Below are 16947 nucleotides of genomic sequence, written 5' to 3' on the forward strand. Positions count from 1 at the left end.
CTCAGTTTCCGAACAGGGAGCGGTTGTCGATGCCGTTGCCGGGCGTGATCTCGGACTTGCCGCCGAGCAGCGCGAAGTAGAGCGTGCCGGTCTGCTGGCCGTGGATGAGCTTCTCCGCGTCCGCCTGCTTCACCGCGACCGTCACGATCGCCTTGCCGACGTCGCCGTCCTCTGCCGCCTTCTTCTCGTCGACGACGGAGAGGACCTCGAGGCTCGTCAGCAGCAGCCGGGTGGACTGGTTGCGCTCGTACTGCTTGGAAAGCCCGTCACCGGCCGGGGTGTTGCCCTTGCCGTCCATCACGGTGAAGGTGTCGAAGACCGCGACCTTGGAGCCCTTCTGGATCAGCCCGCCGGCCCGCTGCCAGGCCTCGGTCGGCACGGTCACCGCGATCATCCCGTCCGGGATCGAGATGCCCTTGGCGAGCGAGGCGGGCTCGGTGAACATCGTCCTGGTGAGCAGCTGACCCTCGGCGACCTCCGCCGAGGTGACCAGGCTCGCGATCGAGGAGTCCACTGAGGACATGGTGTTCTCCGGCACGCTGGCCTTGGGCATCTGCTGCTGTTCCACGAGGTCCGCGAGCTTGTCGCCCGCGGTTCCGGCGGGGATGCGGTCCTTCGCGACGAGCACGGTGACGGCCTGCTGACCCGCGATGGCGCGTGCGTCGGCGCTGCGGACGTAGAGGAACACCCCGGCGCTGCCGCAGACGGCCAGCAACACCGCCAGGATGATGATGAATGCGCGGTTCTTCATGACAACTCCTGGGGTTTCAGCCGGTGAGCTGGACGATGCGGACACCGAGGTCGGGGCCGCCGATGGTGCCGGTGTTGGGCAGGAGGCCCTGGACGAAGTAGCCGGCGACGCACTTCTCCGTGCCCTTGCACTCGTCCTTGTTCGTCAGCCAGTCCTTCTGCGACGCGCCGGGGATCCAGTAGCCGGTGATCACGAAGCCGGCGAACCCGGACAGCGTGTACGTGCCGCCGGTGCCGGTGCCCGTGACCTTCGTGTAGACGGGCAGCCACACCGGTGTGTGCGAGGACCACGACGCGGCGAGCGCGGTCTTGCAGTCCTTGCCGGCCGAAGCGCCCGTGTCCGAGCTGTACGTGTTGTTGTTGATCAGCACGGAACAGTCGTTGTCGACTTCGTCGACCCAGCCGAACTCGCCGGGACCGTCCGCGCCGGAGGGACCACCAGGACACCCGGTGCCGCTGGTCGTGTGCAGCTTGAGCACCCGATGCGCAGACAACGGTGGTGTGGCCGGAGGTACCGGACCGAACGTGGTGCCGCCGGAGGTCGCCTGGGACCACTCGCACCACGAGATCGTGAGCGCGATCGTGGTCGCCGTCTTCGGCGCTCCCCAGGTGGCACGGGCACAGGCACGAACCCGCGAGCCGTCGTAGGAACCGTTGCCCGCCAGAGTGCGGGCGAACGCCGGCGGCAACAGCGTGCCGCCACCAGCGGTCTGCGTCGAGGTGTGCACGTCGACGTACTTGGTGCCGGAAGACGGTTTGGCCGGGCAGTCCGTCATCTTGCCGGAGGGGGTGCTGCACGAGGAGAGCACGCCGGTGCCGTCGAACCCGCACACCTTGTCCACAGTGGACACGCCGTCGTTGGCGTTGTGGTTGGCGAAGTAGTTCGCCTTGTTCACCAGGCAGGTCGTCGCGCCGGTCGCACAGCCGCGGGCCACGGCGAGAGCACCCGCGTCGGCGCCGTTCTGCAGCTCGGCGCGCTCCTGGTAGAGGAAGCCGACGTCGATGACGATCGCGCCCATGCCGAGCAGCACGCCGAAACCGAGCAGGATCGCGATGAGCACACCAAGTGCGCCGCGGTCGTCCGATCGCATCATTCGCATGGCATGACTCCCGTGGCCTTCAACGCGATCGGGGAGCCGAAGCTCGCGCCGCCGAACATCCCGGCGAGGCCGCCCACCGGCGTGATGAACTCGTAGGAGTAGGTCACCGTCACCGTGGCGTTGCTGGCACCGGGAGTGCCGGTGGCAGGGCAGGAACTGACCGAGACGCCGACACTGCCGTTCAGCTTGTCGGCGGCGGTCTGCGTGCGCGCAGCCGCACCGGGTTGCTTCAGCGCCGCGACGCGGACGCCTTCCCTGGCCGCCTGGGTGAGGGTGATCTGGGCACGCAGGGCGAACCCGAAGTCGATGATGCCCATGATCAGGACCAGGATGACCGGCATCAGCAGTGCGACTTCGACAGCGGTCGCGCCGCGGTCGCGAGCATCGGATTTCATGACCGCTCCGAAGAAAGGCGCGTGGCCGGCGGAGGGGAACGCCGGCCACGCGGGACAGGAGACTTCAGCCGTCGAGGACGTCGGCGATGAACTCGAACATCGCGGCCATGTTGTCGCCGACGGCGGTGATGGCCACCATTGCGAATACGACGATCAACGCCAGCATCAGGCCGTACTCGACGGCCGTGGCGCCGCGGTCCAGGTCATGCCGACGAGCGATCACCCGAGCTCGCCTGCGATCTCGTTGAAGAGTGCGAGCAGGTTGGTGCCGACCAGTGCGACGCCGGCGATGATGACGATGGCGATGAGGGCGACCATCAGGCCGTACTCGACGGCGGTGGCGCCGCGATCGTCGTTCTCGCGCTTGATGTGGTTGAGGAACGTCTGCACGTAGCTGAGGAACGTGAGCATGACGGTCTCCTGGGGGAATGGGATCCGACTTCGAACGTCGCAACTCTGCGTGACCGCCGACAGGGTTCGGTATCGGACGAAGAGGTGTAACGAACGCGCAGTTCGGGGGACATGTCGGTCGATCGGGGGACACGCTGTCGGCCCCTCGGCCACACCTGGCGCCGTCACGTTCCGTTCGGACCGCACGCGATCTACCGTCGATCACATGACACTTCTCTGGGCCGTGGGAGGCGCGGTCGGCGGACTCGCGTCCGGCGTCGCGCTGCGCGACCTGGTCAACCGGTTCACGCGTACCGGCATCGCGTTGCCACTGGTGTCGGCGGCCGTGCTGGCCGTGCTGGCGATCAAGTTCGCCGGCTCGGTGGAGGTCCTCGCGTTCGCCTGCCTCGGCGCGGTCGGGGTCGCGCTGGCGTTCATCGACACGGCCGTGCGCCGGCTGCCGGACGTGCTGACGCTGCCCGCGTACCCGGCGGTGCTGATCCTGCTGACCGTCGCGGCCCTGACCGGCGGCACGATCGGCGCGCTCGGCCGGGCCGTGCTCGGCGGCCTGCTGCTCGCGTTCCTCTACCGGGTGCTGGAGTTCGTCAACCCGGCCGGGATGGGCTACGGCGACGTGAAGCTGTCCGGCGTGATCGGCATGGCGCTGGCGTGGCTCGGCTGGCCGGTGCTGCTCCTCGGTGCCGCGCTGGCGTTCGTCCTGTCGGCCGTCGTGTCGCTGGTCCTGTTGCTCCTGCGGCGGGTCACCCTCAAGAGCTCGCTGCCGTTCGGGCCGTTCATGCTGCTCGGCGCGTTCACCGCGGTGTTGCTGAGCTGACGCGAATTCAGGCTTCCGCCCAAGACCTCCTGGCACCTACAGTGTGCTCTCAATCCGCTTGGGGAGGCGGGTTCGAAGCTCTGGGGGAAATCAGTGGTCGCAGGAGAAGTCGTTGGCGCGCGCCGGGAATCGGTGGCGTTGCCGGTTCCGGTGCTGCTGGTGGTCGCGGGGTTCGCCGCGGCGGTCGTCGCGCAGGGCGGTTACTACCTGCCCGGCCGGGTGATGTCCGGACTGCTGGTCGGCGTGGCGGTGGTGCTCGCGCGTCCCCGCCCGAACCTCGTTGCGGCACTTGGCGGAGTGCTCGCGTTGTGGGCCGTGGTGCGCGGGCTGCTCGAAGGCGACGTGCTCGCCGCGCTGCCGGCCACCGCTGCCGCAGGCGTGTTCGTGGGCGCTGTTCTCGTTGCGGCACAGGCGGATCAGGCACAACGTGAGCTGCTCGCGACCGTGCTCGCCGGTGTCGGCGCACTGGTCGCGTTCACCGGGTGGGTGGCCGTGGTGTTCCGCGTGCCGGCCTGGACGACGGTGGCGGAAGGGTTGCTGCGTGCCGCGTCCACCCTGACCTATCCGAACGCCGCCGCCGCGGTGATGGCGGCAACCGCGGTGTTGTCGCTGGTCCTGCGGCCGACGCTGCCGACCGCGGTGATGACTTTCCTGCTGTGCACCGGAATCGGCGCCACGATGAGCCGCGCGGGGGTGCTCGCGCTGGTGGCCGGGTTGCTGGTGCTGTGCGTGTTCAGGGGTCTCAAGACGACGGTCGTCACGGCCGCGCCACCGTTGCTCGGCGCTGTGGTCGCCGTCGGTGCGTTGCTGCCGACCATGCGCGTGGCCGACGAGCCGCAGGTGCTGGTCGCGGTCGCCGGGCTGGTCGCCGGTGCGCTGGTGGCGCTGGGACTGCCCAGGCTGGGACGGTTCGTCGTGCCGGTCGCGGTGCTGCTCGCGGCAGGTGGCGCGGTGGCCGCGTTCGCGTTCGCGGACCGGCTCGCCACCCGGCTCTCGTTCAGCTCACCGGACCGCGCCGGGGCCACCGGAGCCGCGCTGGAGCTGGTCTCCCGGTCGCCGCTGCTCGGCACCGGACCGGGAAATGGATCTTTTTTCTTCAACTCGGGCAACGAAGGCACCCGGATGATGCGTTACGTCCATGACGAGTACCTCCAGGTGCTCGTCGAACTGGGGGCCGTCGGGCTGGTGCTGGTGCTGGGGCTGGTCGCGGCCGTGCTGGTCGCCATGTGGCGTGGGCGCGGAACTCCGTTGTGGGCCGGGGCGATGGCGGCTGTCGCAGTCGTGCTGGTGCACAGCGGATTCGACTTCCTCTGGCACCTGCCCGTGGTGCTCGTGTTCGCCGGCCTGTGCGCCGGTCTGGGGTTTCCGTCCACAGGGGACGGATCAGTAGGGGGTACCGATGATGAAGTTCTCGGGTAAGACGCTGGCGATCGCCGCCGTCGCGGGTGGCGCGATCCTCGCGTCGGTCGCGCCGGTCATGGCGGACGTGAGCGCGCAGTCGCCGTCGGCCGGTCTCGTGCGAGTCGAGTCGCCCGCGAAGCTGAAGGCGTGGGGTGCGGCGATCGCGGTCCAGGTGACCTACACCTGCCCGGCGGGCAGCCAGGCCAGCCTGCAGCTGATCGTCAACCAGGCCAAGTTCGGCGGCGTGGCCGTCGGCAGCGCGTACGAGAACAGCCTGAACTGCACCGGCGGGTTCGAGACGCTCACGCTGAACGTGCAGGCGAACGACCGCCCGTTCGGCCTGGGTGAGGCGTTCGCGAAGGCCTCCATCAACGGCTGGCCGAACGTCAGCGCGAAGGACGAGCGCACGATCCGGATCGGCCTGTAACTACGAGGTCAGCCACGCTCGCCACGTCGGCAGCAGCGTGGCGATGAGCTCGTGCGGTGCCTCGGTGTTCGGGGAGTGCATCACACCACCGGGCAGCACCGCGAAGTCGGCGTCCAGCCGCTCAGCCATGTCGCGCTGAGCGGCTGGGCTCCACGCGTCGTCGGCGTCACCGCACACCACGAGCGCCGGGATGCCCGACGACCGCAGCGCGCGAGCCAGCTTCGCGACCTGGTCCGGTTCGTAGCGCAGGCCGTTGCCCATGCCGAGCAACGCGGCGGCGGGCGAGGCCAGGAACCTGTTGCGGTAGAAGTCCTTCAGCTCCTGCGGCAGTGCCGCGTAGGCCGGGTTCTGCGCCGAGCGCAGCTCGTTCAGCTTCTGGGTGCCCTCGACGCCCTGCTCGGCCAGCACGTGCTCGCCGACCTCCAGCACCGTGCGGCGTTCACCGGCGGGCAGCTCGGACGGGCCGGACGACATCAGCGTGAGGCCCGTGATCGGGGCACCGGCGAACACCGCGGCACGCGCGACCAGACCGCCGTAGGAGTGGCCGAGCAAGAGCACTTTCCGGCCGTCCGCGACGATCTTCTCGATCAGCTCGGCGAGCACCGACCCCAGCGGGCCTGGGCGGTAGAGCGCCTCGTCGTCCGGGCCGGGCGAGTCCTGCTGGCCGGGCAGGTCGATCGCGAGCACCTCGAAACCGGCGTCCGCGATTCCGTCGATCATGGGCGCGAAGTCCTCTTTGGAACCCGTGTAGCCCGGCACGAGCAGCGCCGTCGTGCGCATCGCGTCGTCGCCCACCGCGGGCGCGCGCAGCGCCGCTATCGTGCCGTACCGGCCTGGCAGGTCGACGCGTTGTGCCCGGTGCGGGCTGATCTGCGAGTACACGAGGGAACTATCGCAGCGCGACCAGGGTTTCGCCACGCTGCTCGAGCACAACGGGACCGGCTGTGGCCAGTTGCACAGGGCCCGTGTACCCGTCGCGCCGCACCCGGATCGTGCCGACGAGCTCACCGGTGACCTGCTCGTACACCCGCAGCCCGTCCTTCACCGGGACGAGCGCGCGGCCCGCGAGAGTCGTGCCGGCGCCCAGCGTGTCGTTGGCCGTCCACAGTGGAGTGAGCGTCTCCAGCGACAGGGCGACCGTCTTGGAACCGCTGAACCAGAAGGCGTTCGTCTTGGTGGCGAAGCTGCGCGCGACGTGGCGCGGCGGGTCGGTGAAGTCCGAGGACGGCACGTCGACCGGCGCTTCGCTGATCTGGTTGCCACTCTCGGCGTCGAACACCACGATGCGGCTCGGGTTCGGCACGGCCACCGCGACGAGCCGGTCCGTCACGGCCACGACCTGCACGTTCCGGACGCCGGTCAGGACGCTCATGAACACCTTGGGGTCGTCGGCCTTGTCCGGATTCGGCTTGATCACCGAGATCCGGTCGGAGGCGTCGTCCGGGCAGCGCTCGACCAGCGCGAACTTGCCCGACGTCACCGCCATCGACCCGTACGTGCAGCCGACGCGCGGTTGCTTGTTCGGGTTCACGATCGCGCGCAGTGCGCCGTACTCCAGCGCCTTCACCAGGTCGTCGCGCCGGTAGACCTCCAGGTACTTCGACCCGGTGGTGATCATGTGCGAGCCCTCGTTGAGCAGCGCCGTGTCCGGTTCGGCGTCGCCGTCGCGCTGCGCCTTGCGCTCACCGGTGACGCCGTCCACCGCGGTCATCTCCGAGCAGTTGGTGCCCTTGGAGTAGAGGGCCATCGCGCGAGACTGGCCCGTGCTGACCACGCACAGCGGCAGGTCGCGCTTGTAGGTCCACCGCACGTCGCCGGTCAGCGGGTCGCGCCCGTTCATCTCGCCGCCGTCGCCGGTCACGACCGTCGACGGCTTCTCCTCGCCCGTCTCCTTCAGCGGCGTCTGCACGACCACCGGGGACAGGGTGGCGCCGCTGCGGGCACGCCACACCTCGGCGAGGTTCGGAGGCAGCGCCGTCACCTCGGGCAGCTGGTCCCACGACGCCGGCCCGGTTACCGACGTCGTGGCCCGCGCATCGCTGAACGCCCAGGTCAGCACGGACGCGACGATCGAGACGACCGCGATCAGCGCGACCGCCACGTAGTCGGCGCGGGTGCGCCAGGACCGGGCAGGCGGACGTTCCTCGACGGGCGCGGGAGCGAACGGGTTCGCGGGCTCGTCGAGGACGTCCTCGATGTCGGTGACGTCGGAACCGGGGGACGACATGTGATCAGTCTGCCGAAGGAGCGGCCTGTTCGGCAGAGGAACGCCGACGACGACGCCTGCGGGGCTTGTCGGAGGCGGACTTCTCGCCCGCTTCCGCAGTGGCGGGCGCCTCGGCCTGCTCACCCTCGACCGGCACGCCGGAACGGCTGCGCGTACGGCTGCGGGTGCGCTTCGGCCTGGTCTCCTCGCTCGCCTCCGGAGCTGCCTGCTCGGCGCCGGTGCGGGTGGAGCCGGTGCGACGACGGCGCTTGCGCTTGCCGTTGTCGAGCTTCTCCTCCTCCTCGGCGTCCAGACCGGCACGCGTGCGGTGGCTGAGCGGCAGCCGGCCCGTGGAGCCGGACGGGATGCCCAGGTCCTCGAACAGGTGGTCGCTCGTGGAGTAGGTCTCCATCGGCTCGGGCTGGCCCAGGTTCAGCAGCTCGTTGACGGACTTCCAGCGCGCCGTCTCGTCCCAGTCGACGAACGTGACGGCGACACCCTCGCGCCCGGCCCGGCCCGTGCGGCCGATGCGGTGCACGTAGGTCTTCTCGTCCTCGGGGCACTGGTAGTTGATGACGTGCGTCACATCGTCGATGTCGATGCCGCGCGCCGCGACGTCCGTGGCCACGAGCACGTCGACCTTGCCGCTGCGGAACGCCCGCAGCGCCTTCTCGCGCGCGCCCTGGCCGAGGTCACCGTGCACGGCGGCCGCGGCGAACCCGCGCTCGGTCAGGTCGTCGGCGACCTTCTGCGCGGTCCGCTTGGTGCGGGCGAAGATCATCGACAGACCGCGGTCGCGGGCCTGCAGCACGCGGGCCAGCATCTCCGGCTTGTCCATGGAGTGCGCGCGGTAGACGAACTGCTTGGTGCGCTCGTGCGTCTGGCCTGCGTCGTTCTCCTCGGCGCGGATGTGCGTCGGCTGGTTCAGGAACGTGCGGGCCAGCGTGATGATCGGGCCCGGCATGGTCGCGCTGAACAGCATCGTCTGCCGCTTGTCCGGGACCATGGTCAGGATGCGCTCGATGTCGGGCAGGAAGCCCAGGTCGAGCATCTCGTCGGCCTCGTCCAGCACCAGCGAGCGGACCTTGCCGAGCACCAGGTGGCGCTGTTCGGCCAGGTCGAGCAGGCGACCGGGCGTGCCGATGACGACGTCGACGCCCTTGCGGAGCTGCGCGATCTGCCGCTCGTACGGGATGCCGCCGTAGATGGCGACGACCTTCACGTCGAGGTGCTTCGCGGCGTCGGTGAGGTCGTGCGCGACCTGGAGACACAGCTCACGGGTGGGCACGACCACAAGCGCCTGCGGGGTGCCGTCGCCGGGCACGTCGAGGCGGTGCAGCAGCGGCACGCCGAACCCGAGGGTCTTGCCGGTGCCGGTGCGCGCCTGACCGATCAGGTCGTCGCCGGACAGGGCGATGGGGAGCGTCAGCTCCTGGATGGCGAACGTGCGGACGATGCCGGCCTCGCCGAGCGCCTTGACGATCTCGTCACGCACTCCCAGCTCGGCGAACGTGGGGGCGTCGGTGGCCACCGGGGCGTCTGCCAGCAGCGGGTGCGACGGGTCTTCTTCGGGAACTCCGGCTTCGCTGTGTTCCAGCAGGACCGGGTCCAGATGTGCTTCTACTTCAGCGGTCAGGGTGATCAGCCTCTCTCGTACCAAGCGCGTACGAGCCCTGGCCGGGCCTCTCGACCGCGCTTCGGTATCAGCTGCGGGAAAGGTGTACGCGCACCATTTCGTGCGCCTCGCGGCGGTTCGTCACACTCGTCACGCCGGGCGTCCGAGCCCATTCTACCTGGCGAGACTCATTTGACCACTAGAGTTCGTCACCATGGGTGTTGCGGAGGGTGTTGTCGATCTTCTGGGAGCGCTTGCATACGGCGAGCTCTCGGCCTTCGACCGGATGACGGAGGACTCGCGCACGGCGCCGACCTTGGCGGGGCGCGCGGCGTTGGCGCAGATGGCCGCGGCCGAGATCGGGCACTTCACGCTGTTGCAGAAGCACCTCGCGGCCGAGGGCATCGCCGTCGAGGACGCGATGGCGCCGTTCGTGCAGGGCTTCGACGCCTTCCACGAGTCGACCAGCCCGAAGTCGTGGCTCGAGTCGCTGGTGAAGGCGTACGTGGGCGACGGGCTCGCGGCCGACTTCTACCGCGAGGTCGGTTCGTGGCTCGACGACGCGCCGACGCGTGAGCTGGTGCTCGCCGTGCTCGCCGACACGGGTCACTCGGCGTTCGCTGAGCGCGAAGTCCTGGCCGCCGTCGAGTCGGATCCGCGCGTCCGCGACCGGCTCGCGCTGTGGGGTCGCCGGCTGCTCGGCGAGGCGTTGACGCAGGCCCAGTACGTGGTGGCGGAGCGGGACGGGCTCTCGGAGCTCATCGTGCGGGGGTCAGGAGACCTCGCCGGCATCGGCCAGCTGTTCCGGCGGCTCCAGCAGTCGCACGCGCGGCGCATGACGCAGCTGGGTCTGGGCTAGGTAGGCTCGGTTCTGGATTTTCTCTTTGAGCACGGAGGTCAGCGTGGAGGTCAGGATCGGCGTCGCGGACAGCCCGCGGGAACTCGTCGTGACCAGTGAGCTCAACCCGGCAGAGGTTGAGGCTCTGGTGGCGGACGCGGTGTCCGGCAAGTCCAGTGTGCTGTCGCTGGTGGACGCCAAGGGTGCGCGGTTTGTCGTGCCCGCTGGCCGCGTCGCGTACGTGGAGATCGGCCCGCAGGACTCGCGCAAGGTCGGTTTCGGCGCCTGAGTCGTTCAGCAAGAAGCCCCGGTCAGAAGTTCTGACCGGGGCTTCTTCAGTGTTCTGCCGGCTCTTCGATCTTGTAGGGCGGGGTCGAGATGCCGCCGACGCGGTAGCGGCCCCACGGGTCGGGGTCGGTCAGCGAGCCCTCTGCCTGGCCGGTGGGGGTGCGCAGGAGCGCTGTGCGGGCGCCGGCTTCGACGCGGGTGGTGACCTCGTCGTTCTGCTTGATCCGGCCGTACCAGTGGTAGCGGCCGTCGATCGGCTGGAAGTAGCCGCGCAGCTCGACGTCGACCGCGACCTCGTCGGTTCCGAAGATCAGGGTGGCTTCGCCGGTGTAGCCCTCTTCGCCGTGCTCGTCGCTCATCAGTCCACCAATCGGAGTGGGGTGAGTGGCTTCGCCGGGTCCGCCTGGACGCCCGCCGAGCGCAGCAGCCCGTCGATGGCGTGCCAGATGATCGTGGCCAGGTAGTCGCTGAGGTTCGCGCGGGACATGGTCTGGCGGTCGAGCCACCAGTCGCCCGCGTTCTGCACCATGCCGACGAGCGCGTGCGCCCACGGTTCGGCGCCGCCGGAGTCCATCTCGAACGCGCGCAGGTAGTCGCCGAGGATGCGGGCGAGCGTGTTCGCGATGAGGTTCTTGTCCTCCTGCACGACGTCCTTCTCGACCGGACGGTCCACAAAGGACCCCTTCACCACGAACCGGTAGAGGTTCGGGTTGTCCTCGATCACCGACAGGTACGCGTCCACGATCCGTTCGATGCGGTCGCGGATCGGCCCGTCGGCGGCGAGCGCGGGACCCATTCGTTCCATCAGCAGTTCGGTGGCGCGCTGGCCCACCGCCAGGTACAGGTCGGACTTGTCGGTGAAGTGCCGATAGAGCACGGGCTTGCTGACGCCGGCCTCGGCGGCGACGTCCTCCATGCCGACGTCCGGCCCCTTCTTGGCCACCGCGGCGATCGTGGCCTCCACGAACTCCGCCCTGCGCTGCTCGCGATGCCCCTTCCACCGCTCACGTCGCGCGTCCGGCCCCTTGACAGTGCGTGCCATGTGACGCACGCTACCAGAAGTAACCGTTACCTCAAGTAACACTTACCGGGGAGGGCAACCGATGAGGGTCGCCGATCGGGAGAAGACGGCGGAGAGGCTGCTGAAGTCGTCCGCGGAGAAGTTCTACGACCCCGAGGTGGACATCGACTGGTCCGCACCTCTGGTCGACGGTCTCTTCTACATCCCTGAGCAGCGAATTTCCCTGTACGGGACGCCGCTCTACGACTCTCTGACGCCTGAGCAGCGCATCGAGCTGTCCAAGCACGAGCTGGCCTCGATCGCCTCGGTCGGGCTGTGGTTCGAGCTGCTGCTGATGCAGATGCTGGTGAAGGTCGTCTACAACACCGACCCGACCTCCCGGCACGCCCAGTACGCGCTGACCGAGGTGGCGGACGAGTGCCGCCACTCGACGATGTTCGCGCGCCTGGTGGAGCGGATCGGCTGCCCGCCTTATGGCCCGGTGCGGACGACCCACCGGCTGGGCAAGCTGCTGCCGACCATCGGGTACGGCCCGGCGATGTACGGCTCCATCCTGGTCGCCGAGGAGATCCTCGACCGGCTGCAGCGCGAGGCGATGAACGACGAGACCGTCCAGCCGATCGTGCGGATGGTCAACCGCATCCACGTGCTGGAGGAAGCCCGCCACGTGCGGTTCGCGCGCGAGGAGCTGTTGCGCGGCATGGGCGAGCTGCGCGGTTTCGAGCTGCCGTACCAGAAGTGGCTGGTCGGATACGTGTCGATGATGATCACTCGGACGATCATCAATCCGGCTGTGTACGCGGCCGTGGGGTTGGACGTGCGCGAGGCACACCGGCAGGCGCTGGGCAATCCCCGCTTCCAGGAGACCCTTCGCTGGGCCGGGGAACGGATCATGTCGTTCCTGGACGAGGCCGGACTCGTGGGAAGGCCGGGGATGCGCTCATGGCGTCGCTCGTTCTTGGTCGGCTGAACGTCGTCGAGTCCGGAGACCCGACCTCCGAGGTGACGGCGGTCCTGCTGCACGGCTGGACCATGGACCTCACGACGTGGGACCGCGTCACCGCCGCTCTGCCGGGCCGGGTGGTCCGGTACGACGTGCGCGGCCACGGGAACTCGACCGGTGCGGGGACGATCTCCGAGCTCGCCGACGACCTGGCGGCGGTGCTGGAGGAGCGCGTCCCGACCGGTCGGATCGTGCTGGCCGGGCACTCACTGGGCGGCATGACGATCATGGCGCTGGCCGAGCAGCGCCCCGAGCTGTTCTCGCGCGTCACGGGGGTGGCTCTCGTGGCCACGTCGTGCGGGAACCTGCCCCGGTTGAGCGGTGTGGAGCGGCTCGCGGGGAAGTGGCTGGTCAAGCGGCCGAAGGTCGGGTTCGGCCGCTTGATCACGCCTGGGCTGCGCGTCACGTTCGGCCGTCGCCCGAGGTGGGCGGACGTCCGGGCCGCGGCGGCGATGGCCGGGAACACGACCGGTGCGGCGTTCGTCGGAATCCGCGAGGAGCTGACGCTGCACCAGCGGCGGGAAGCGCTGGCGGTGCTGGCGGAGATCCCCACCGTGGTGATGGCCGGGTCGTGGGACCTGCTCACGCCGATGCGGCACTCACGGGTGTTGGCGGAGGCGCTGCCGAGCGCCGAGTTCGTGATCTACCCGAAGACCGGGCACATGCTGCCGTTGGAACGGTCCGAGGACGTGGCGCGGAGGATCGCCGCACTGATGTGAAAAAGGGCCCGCACTCGCGGGCCCTTTTTCGTGGAGGTCAGTGCTGCAGCGGGAAGCCGCCGCCGATGCCCCGCCAGGCGAGGTTGGAGATCAGGGCGACGGCGTCTTCCTTGGGCACGCGGCGGTTGTCCGCCAGCCAGGAGCGGGCGGTGACCTGGGAGAGGCCCACCAGGCCGACGGCCAGCAGGCGGGCGCGCTCGGGGTCCAGGCCTGCGTCGGCCGTGATGGTGTCGGTGATGGCGTCCACGGAGTCGGTCGTGGCGCGCTCGACGGCTTCCTGCACGGCCGGCTCGGAGCGCAGGTCTGACTCGAACACCATGCGGAACGCCTGACCCTCGCCGTCCACGAAGTCGTAGAAGGCGGCCACGGCGGCACGCACGCGGAGCTTGTTGTCCGACGAGGAGGCGATGGCCGTGCGGACACGCCCCACCAGCTCGTCCACATGAGACTCCAGCAGAGCCATGTAGAGCTCGAGCTTGCCGGGGAAGTGCTGGTACAGCACCGGCTTCGACACACCTGCGCGCTCGGCGATCTCGTCCATCGCCGCGGCGTGGTAGCCGTTGGCGACGAACACGTCCTGCGCCGCTGCCAGCAGTTGCGCGCGGCGGGCGGTGCGCGGCAGTCGAACGCCCCTGCCTGCGGGTGCGCTCTGCGCCGTCTCCGTCATGGTGCCTCCAGCACGAGTTCCAGCCGTCGGAGAGGGGTTGCCTGACCGAGGCGTGAGCGCAACCTTACTCGCTAGTAGCCCACATCCAAGAACCATCTGCGCCTTCTTTCCCGCATCCTGGTCAGGTGAGCACGCTGATCCCCGCCCCGTTGTCCACGGTCGAACTGCCACCGCTGGACAAGACGCAGACGCCGTGGCCAGGTGAGTTTCACCAGGTGGATGACCATGAGGTCCACGTCAGGGTGACGCCTGGCGACGGGCCGCCCGCGGTGTACGTGCACGGGCTCGGCGGGTCCGCGACCAACTGGACAGACCTCGCGGCCCAGCTCAGGGAACATGTCAGCGGGTACTCGATCGACCTGCCGGGGTTCGGGCGGTCGGAGCCGATTCCCGGCTACGACTTCAGCCTGCCCACGCACGCGCGCACCGTGATCAAGTACATCGAGACGCTGAAGCGGCCGGTGCACCTGTTCGGCAACTCGATGGGTGGGGCGATCTCGGTCATCGCGGCCGCGACCAGGCCTGATCTGGTCGAGTCGCTCACCCTGGTGAGTCCGGCGGTGCCCGATCTGAGGCCGCGGCTCGATCGCATGTCGGACCCGCGGATGGCGCTCGCGGTGTTCCCGGTCATCGGGTCGAAGGTCCGGCGGGAGCTGGCCAAGCTGACGGCCCACGACCGGACGAAGCAGATGCTGGAGCTGTGCTTCGCGGACCCGAGCGTGGTGCCGGACCACCGGATCGAGGAGTCGATCAAGGAGAACGAGGAGCGCGCGCGGCAGAAGTGGGCCGGGCAGGCGCTCAACAAGAGCACGTTCGGGTTGATGCAGAGCTGGCTGACGCCGGGGCCGAAGTCGTTGTGGCGGATCCTGCCGCTGGTCAAGGCGCCGACGCTGGTGCTGTGGGGCGAGAACGACCGGCTGGTGAGCGTGCGCAAGGGTCCACGAACGGCGCGGTTGCTGCAGAAAGGACGACTGCTGGTGCTCCCCAAGACCGGGCACGTCGCCCAGATGGAGCGGCCCGCCACCGTCGCGAGGGCCGTGCTGGGCATGTGGGAGGCGGTCGACCGACACACATGGTGATGAACGACGGCCATACGGGGGATGTGGGACCCTGGGTGACGTGAATCGCGCCCCCGAGCGAGGACGTACTGCTCCGTCCGCTGACCGCTACCGTCGCGGCGAGCGCCGGACCAGCGCGGAACCGCTCGCGGCCGCCTGGGAGCCGGAAGGCACCGGCCAGTACCGGCGGCCCCGCCGACGCGGTGGGATGAAGAAGCTCGTCTCCAGCTACGGGTGGCGGATCTACGCGATTCCGGTGCTCCTGGTGCTGACGGCGCTCGTCGTGCTCGACACGGTGCAGCCGAAGTCGCCTGCGGCCGGTGGCACCGGAGGCGACACGAAGGACGTGTCCACCACCACACCCGAGGCGCCGGCGACCGAGGTCAAGGCGGAGAAGCCCAAGCTGAACGTCCCCACGGCCGAGCTGCCGGGCGGTCCGACGTTCTCCGAGGACGGTGTCGGCACCTGGCGGGCGATCGCGGGCGGCGGGCCACGGGTCGGCGAGGCGAACGCCCAGAAGTTCCGCAAGTACGCGGTCGCCATCGAGGACGGCGTGAAGCCGGCGGACTACGGCAACGACGACGCGGCGTTCGCCCGGACCGTCGAGGGAACGCTCTCCGATCCGCGCAGCTGGATCGGCACGAAGCAGGTCGCGCTGCAGCGCGTCGAGGCGAACCAGAACCCCGACTTCATCGTGAGCCTGACCAGCACGAAGACCACGCACACGCTGTGCGGCAAGGAGATCCCGTTCGAGACCTCCTGCTGGAATCCGGACAGCAAGCGCGTGATCATCAACGTGGCCCGCTGGGTCCGCGGCGCGATGGTCTACGGGCCTGACCTGTCCGGTTACCGCACCTACGTGATCAACCACGAGGTCGGCCACGCACTCGGCAGCGGTCACGCGGCGTGCCCGGAGAACGGTGCGCCGGCACCCGTGATGATGCAGCAGACGTTCGGTGTCTCGAACGACTTCGTGTCGCAGCTCAACGCCGGCCTGGACGTCGTGCCCGCGGACAAGAAGGTCTGCACGCCGAACCCGTTTCCCGCTGGCTGAGACGGCTTTCCAACGAGGAAGAGTCGAGGCAAGGTTGACGTTGTCTCGGATACAGAGGCATGCAGTCCGTCGAGGAGGAGCAAATGGCGCTTCCGCCGCTCGTTGAGCCAGCCGCGGAGCTGACCAAGGAAGAAGTAGCGCGCTACAGCCGGCACCTGATCATCCCGGACGTCGGGGTGGACGGGCAGAAGCGGCTGAAGAACGCGAAGGTGCTCGTCGTCGGCGCGGGTGGCCTGGGCAGCCCGGCACTGCTGTACCTGGCCGCGGCCGGGGTCGGCACGCTGGGTGTCGTCGACTTCGACGTCGTGGACGAGTCCAACCTGCAGCGTCAGGTGATCCACGGGCAGTCCGACGTGGGCCGTCCGAAGGCCGAGTCCGCCCGTGACTCCGTCGCCGAGATCAACCCGTTCGTCAAGGTCGTGCTGCACCAGACGCACCTCAACTCCGAGAACGCGCTGGAGATCTTCCGCGACTACGACCTGATCCTCGACGGCACCGACAACTTCGCCACGCGGTACCTGGTGAACGACGCCGCGGTGCTGCTGGGCAAGCCGTACGTCTGGGGTTCGATCTTCCGGTTCGAGGGCCAGGTGAGCGTCTTCTGGGAGGACGCACCCGGCGGCCAGGGCCTGAACTACCGCGACCTCTACCCGGAGCCGCCGCCTCCCGGCATGGTTCCGTCGTGCGCCGAGGGCGGCGTGCTGGGCGTGCTGTGCGCGTCCATCGGGTCGATCATGGTCACCGAGGCGATCAAGCTGCTCACGGGCATCGGCGACCCGCTGCTGGGCCGGCTGATGGTCTACGACGCGCTGGAGATGTCGTACCGGACCATCAAGATCCGCAAGGACCCGGAGTCGCCGAAGATCACCGAGCTGATCGACTACGACGCGTTCTGCGGTGTCGTCTCCACGGACGCGCAGCAGGCGGCGGCGGGCAACACGATCACGCCGCTGGAGCTCAAGCACAAGCAGGAGTCCGGTGAGGACTTCCTGCTGGTGGACGTCCGCGAGCCGCACGAGTACGAGATCGTCAAGATCCCGGGTTCGGTGCTGATCCCGAAGGACAAGATCCTCTCGGGCGAGGCGCGTCAGGTGCGGGATGCCGTCCTCGATGAACTCCGCACCCTCCGCCACGAAGCCGAACGACGCGTAGAAGTCCGCGACGTAGGTCTGCGCGTCGA

21 protein-coding genes are annotated in these 16947 nt (G+C 69.1%); 10 read left to right on the plus strand and 11 right to left on the minus strand.

What is annotated here, in order from left to right; genetic code table 11:
• Position 1: 1 nt before the first annotated feature.
• From cpaB to ABZX92_RS27830, 5 genes are all read right to left on the minus strand, one after another.
• Positions 2–751: a Flp pilus assembly protein CpaB gene (cpaB, locus tag ABZX92_RS27810; protein ID WP_355565379.1), complete on the minus strand. Its 750-nt coding sequence runs from the start codon at positions 749–751 to the stop codon at positions 2–4.
• Between the two features lie 16 nt (positions 752–767).
• The gene (locus ABZX92_RS27815) at positions 768–1850 is read right to left on the minus strand and encodes a TadE/TadG family type IV pilus assembly protein (RefSeq protein WP_355565382.1); all 1083 of its coding nucleotides are present in this window, start codon (positions 1848–1850) and stop codon (positions 768–770) included.
• Positions 1841–2245 (minus strand): TadE/TadG family type IV pilus assembly protein, encoded by a 405-nt coding sequence (locus tag ABZX92_RS27820; RefSeq protein WP_355565385.1) that lies wholly within the window; start codon positions 2243–2245, stop codon positions 1841–1843. The genes ABZX92_RS27815 and ABZX92_RS27820 overlap by 10 nt, the downstream gene beginning before the upstream one ends.
• 64 nt (positions 2246–2309) lie before the next feature.
• Positions 2310–2468 (minus strand): Flp family type IVb pilin, encoded by a 159-nt coding sequence (locus ABZX92_RS27825; protein ID WP_355565388.1) that lies wholly within the window; start codon positions 2466–2468, stop codon positions 2310–2312.
• Positions 2465–2656, minus strand: a complete 192-nt coding sequence (locus ABZX92_RS27830; protein ID WP_355565391.1) for a Flp family type IVb pilin — start codon at positions 2654–2656, stop codon at positions 2465–2467. Before ABZX92_RS27830 ends, ABZX92_RS27825 begins: the two co-directional genes overlap by 4 nt.
• A gap of 205 nt (positions 2657–2861) precedes the next feature.
• On the opposite strand from ABZX92_RS27830, the gene ABZX92_RS27835 reads away from it, so the two are divergent.
• From ABZX92_RS27835 to ABZX92_RS27845, 3 genes are all read left to right on the plus strand, one after another.
• Positions 2862–3470, plus strand: a complete 609-nt coding sequence (locus ABZX92_RS27835; protein WP_355565394.1) for an A24 family peptidase — start codon at positions 2862–2864, stop codon at positions 3468–3470.
• A 93-nt stretch (positions 3471–3563) separates the two neighbouring features.
• Positions 3564–4889 carry an O-antigen ligase family protein gene (locus ABZX92_RS27840; RefSeq protein WP_355565397.1) on the plus strand — a complete coding sequence of 442 codons (1326 nt, stop codon included), beginning with the start codon at positions 3564–3566 and terminating at the stop codon, positions 4887–4889.
• Positions 4873–5298: a hypothetical protein gene (locus ABZX92_RS27845; RefSeq protein ID WP_355565399.1), complete on the plus strand. Its 426-nt coding sequence runs from the start codon at positions 4873–4875 to the stop codon at positions 5296–5298. The genes ABZX92_RS27840 and ABZX92_RS27845 overlap by 17 nt, the downstream gene beginning before the upstream one ends.
• Here the strand turns inward: ABZX92_RS27845 and ABZX92_RS27850 are convergent, their stop codons facing one another.
• The 3 genes from ABZX92_RS27850 to ABZX92_RS27860 are packed head-to-tail and all read right to left on the minus strand — an operon-like array spanning position 5299 to position 9164.
• A complete protein-coding gene (locus tag ABZX92_RS27850) occupies positions 5299–6180 on the minus strand; it encodes an alpha/beta fold hydrolase (protein ID WP_355565402.1) in 882 nt (293 codons plus the stop codon).
• 7 nt (positions 6181–6187) lie between these two features.
• Entirely contained in the window at positions 6188–7525 is a 1338-nt protein-coding gene (locus ABZX92_RS27855) for a hypothetical protein (protein WP_355565404.1), read from the minus strand.
• Between the two features lie 4 nt (positions 7526–7529).
• Positions 7530–9164: a DEAD/DEAH box helicase gene (locus ABZX92_RS27860; RefSeq protein ID WP_355565407.1), complete on the minus strand. Its 1635-nt coding sequence runs from the start codon at positions 9162–9164 to the stop codon at positions 7530–7532.
• Between the two features lie 169 nt (positions 9165–9333).
• Between ABZX92_RS27860 and ABZX92_RS27865 the strand changes: the two genes are divergently transcribed.
• A complete protein-coding gene (locus ABZX92_RS27865) occupies positions 9334–9978 on the plus strand; it encodes a ferritin-like fold-containing protein (protein ID WP_355565410.1) in 645 nt (214 codons plus the stop codon).
• Positions 9979–10021: 43 nt separating this feature from the next.
• The gene (locus ABZX92_RS27870; protein ID WP_355565413.1) at positions 10022–10246 is read left to right on the plus strand and encodes a DUF3107 domain-containing protein; all 225 of its coding nucleotides are present in this window, start codon (positions 10022–10024) and stop codon (positions 10244–10246) included.
• Positions 10247–10292: 46 nt separating this feature from the next.
• Here ABZX92_RS27870 and ABZX92_RS27875 read toward each other — a convergent pair whose 3' ends face one another.
• Positions 10293–10604 (minus strand): DUF4873 domain-containing protein, encoded by a 312-nt coding sequence (locus tag ABZX92_RS27875; RefSeq protein ID WP_355565416.1) that lies wholly within the window; start codon positions 10602–10604, stop codon positions 10293–10295.
• The gene (locus ABZX92_RS27880; RefSeq protein WP_355565419.1) at positions 10604–11287 is read right to left on the minus strand and encodes a TetR/AcrR family transcriptional regulator; all 684 of its coding nucleotides are present in this window, start codon (positions 11285–11287) and stop codon (positions 10604–10606) included. Before ABZX92_RS27880 ends, ABZX92_RS27875 begins: the two co-directional genes overlap by 1 nt.
• 61 nt (positions 11288–11348) lie before the next feature.
• Between ABZX92_RS27880 and ABZX92_RS27885 the strand changes: the two genes are divergently transcribed.
• Both ABZX92_RS27885 and ABZX92_RS27890 read left to right on the plus strand, forming a co-directional pair.
• Positions 11349–12236 carry a diiron oxygenase gene (locus ABZX92_RS27885; RefSeq protein ID WP_355565421.1) on the plus strand — a complete coding sequence of 296 codons (888 nt, stop codon included), beginning with the start codon at positions 11349–11351 and terminating at the stop codon, positions 12234–12236.
• On the plus strand, positions 12209–12988 hold the full coding sequence (locus ABZX92_RS27890) for an alpha/beta hydrolase (protein WP_355565424.1): 780 nt from the start codon (positions 12209–12211) through the stop codon (positions 12986–12988). Before ABZX92_RS27885 ends, ABZX92_RS27890 begins: the two co-directional genes overlap by 28 nt.
• A gap of 37 nt (positions 12989–13025) precedes the next feature.
• Here the strand turns inward: ABZX92_RS27890 and ABZX92_RS27895 are convergent, their stop codons facing one another.
• Positions 13026–13655 carry a TetR/AcrR family transcriptional regulator gene (locus tag ABZX92_RS27895; protein ID WP_355565426.1) on the minus strand — a complete coding sequence of 210 codons (630 nt, stop codon included), beginning with the start codon at positions 13653–13655 and terminating at the stop codon, positions 13026–13028.
• A 125-nt stretch (positions 13656–13780) separates the two neighbouring features.
• Between ABZX92_RS27895 and ABZX92_RS27900 the strand changes: the two genes are divergently transcribed.
• From ABZX92_RS27900 to moeZ, 3 genes are all read left to right on the plus strand, one after another.
• Positions 13781–14734, plus strand: a complete 954-nt coding sequence (locus ABZX92_RS27900; protein ID WP_355565429.1) for an alpha/beta fold hydrolase — start codon at positions 13781–13783, stop codon at positions 14732–14734.
• 40 nt (positions 14735–14774) lie between these two features.
• Complete coding sequence (locus tag ABZX92_RS27905) at positions 14775–15767, plus strand: DUF3152 domain-containing protein (RefSeq protein WP_355565432.1); 993 nt, start codon at positions 14775–14777, stop codon at positions 15765–15767.
• An 83-nt stretch (positions 15768–15850) separates the two neighbouring features.
• On the plus strand, positions 15851–16947 hold a 1097-nt coding region (moeZ, locus tag ABZX92_RS27910), incomplete at its 3' end, for an adenylyltransferase/sulfurtransferase MoeZ (protein WP_355565435.1).

Source organism: Lentzea sp. NPDC006480 (assembly GCF_040611995.1).
Classification (GTDB): Bacteria; Actinomycetota; Actinomycetes; order Mycobacteriales; family Pseudonocardiaceae; genus Lentzea.

Coding starts and splice junctions, on each gene's coding strand:
- ABZX92_RS27845 (WP_355565399.1), top strand. CDS start 4,873: ATGAAGTTCTCGGGTAAGACGCTGGCGATCGCCGCCGTCGCGGGTGGC.
- ABZX92_RS27885 (WP_355565421.1), top strand. CDS start 11,349: ATGAGGGTCGCCGATCGGGAGAAGACGGCGGAGAGGCTGCTGAAGTCG.
- ABZX92_RS27855 (WP_355565404.1), bottom strand. CDS start 7,525: ATGTCGTCCCCCGGTTCCGACGTCACCGACATCGAGGACGTCCTCGAC.
- ABZX92_RS27890 (WP_355565424.1), top strand. CDS start 12,209: ATGGCGTCGCTCGTTCTTGGTCGGCTGAACGTCGTCGAGTCCGGAGAC.
- ABZX92_RS27820 (WP_355565385.1), bottom strand. CDS start 2,245: ATGAAATCCGATGCTCGCGACCGCGGCGCGACCGCTGTCGAAGTCGCA.
- ABZX92_RS27880 (WP_355565419.1), bottom strand. CDS start 11,287: ATGGCACGCACTGTCAAGGGGCCGGACGCGCGACGTGAGCGGTGGAAG.
- ABZX92_RS27835 (WP_355565394.1), top strand. CDS start 2,862: ATGACACTTCTCTGGGCCGTGGGAGGCGCGGTCGGCGGACTCGCGTCC.
- cpaB (WP_355565379.1), bottom strand. CDS start 751: ATGAAGAACCGCGCATTCATCATCATCCTGGCGGTGTTGCTGGCCGTC.
- ABZX92_RS27895 (WP_355565426.1), bottom strand. CDS start 13,655: ATGACGGAGACGGCGCAGAGCGCACCCGCAGGCAGGGGCGTTCGACTG.
- ABZX92_RS27830 (WP_355565391.1), bottom strand. CDS start 2,656: ATGCTCACGTTCCTCAGCTACGTGCAGACGTTCCTCAACCACATCAAG.
- ABZX92_RS27865 (WP_355565410.1), top strand. CDS start 9,334: ATGGGTGTTGCGGAGGGTGTTGTCGATCTTCTGGGAGCGCTTGCATAC.
- ABZX92_RS27875 (WP_355565416.1), bottom strand. CDS start 10,604: ATGAGCGACGAGCACGGCGAAGAGGGCTACACCGGCGAAGCCACCCTG.
- ABZX92_RS27815 (WP_355565382.1), bottom strand. CDS start 1,850: ATGCGAATGATGCGATCGGACGACCGCGGCGCACTTGGTGTGCTCATC.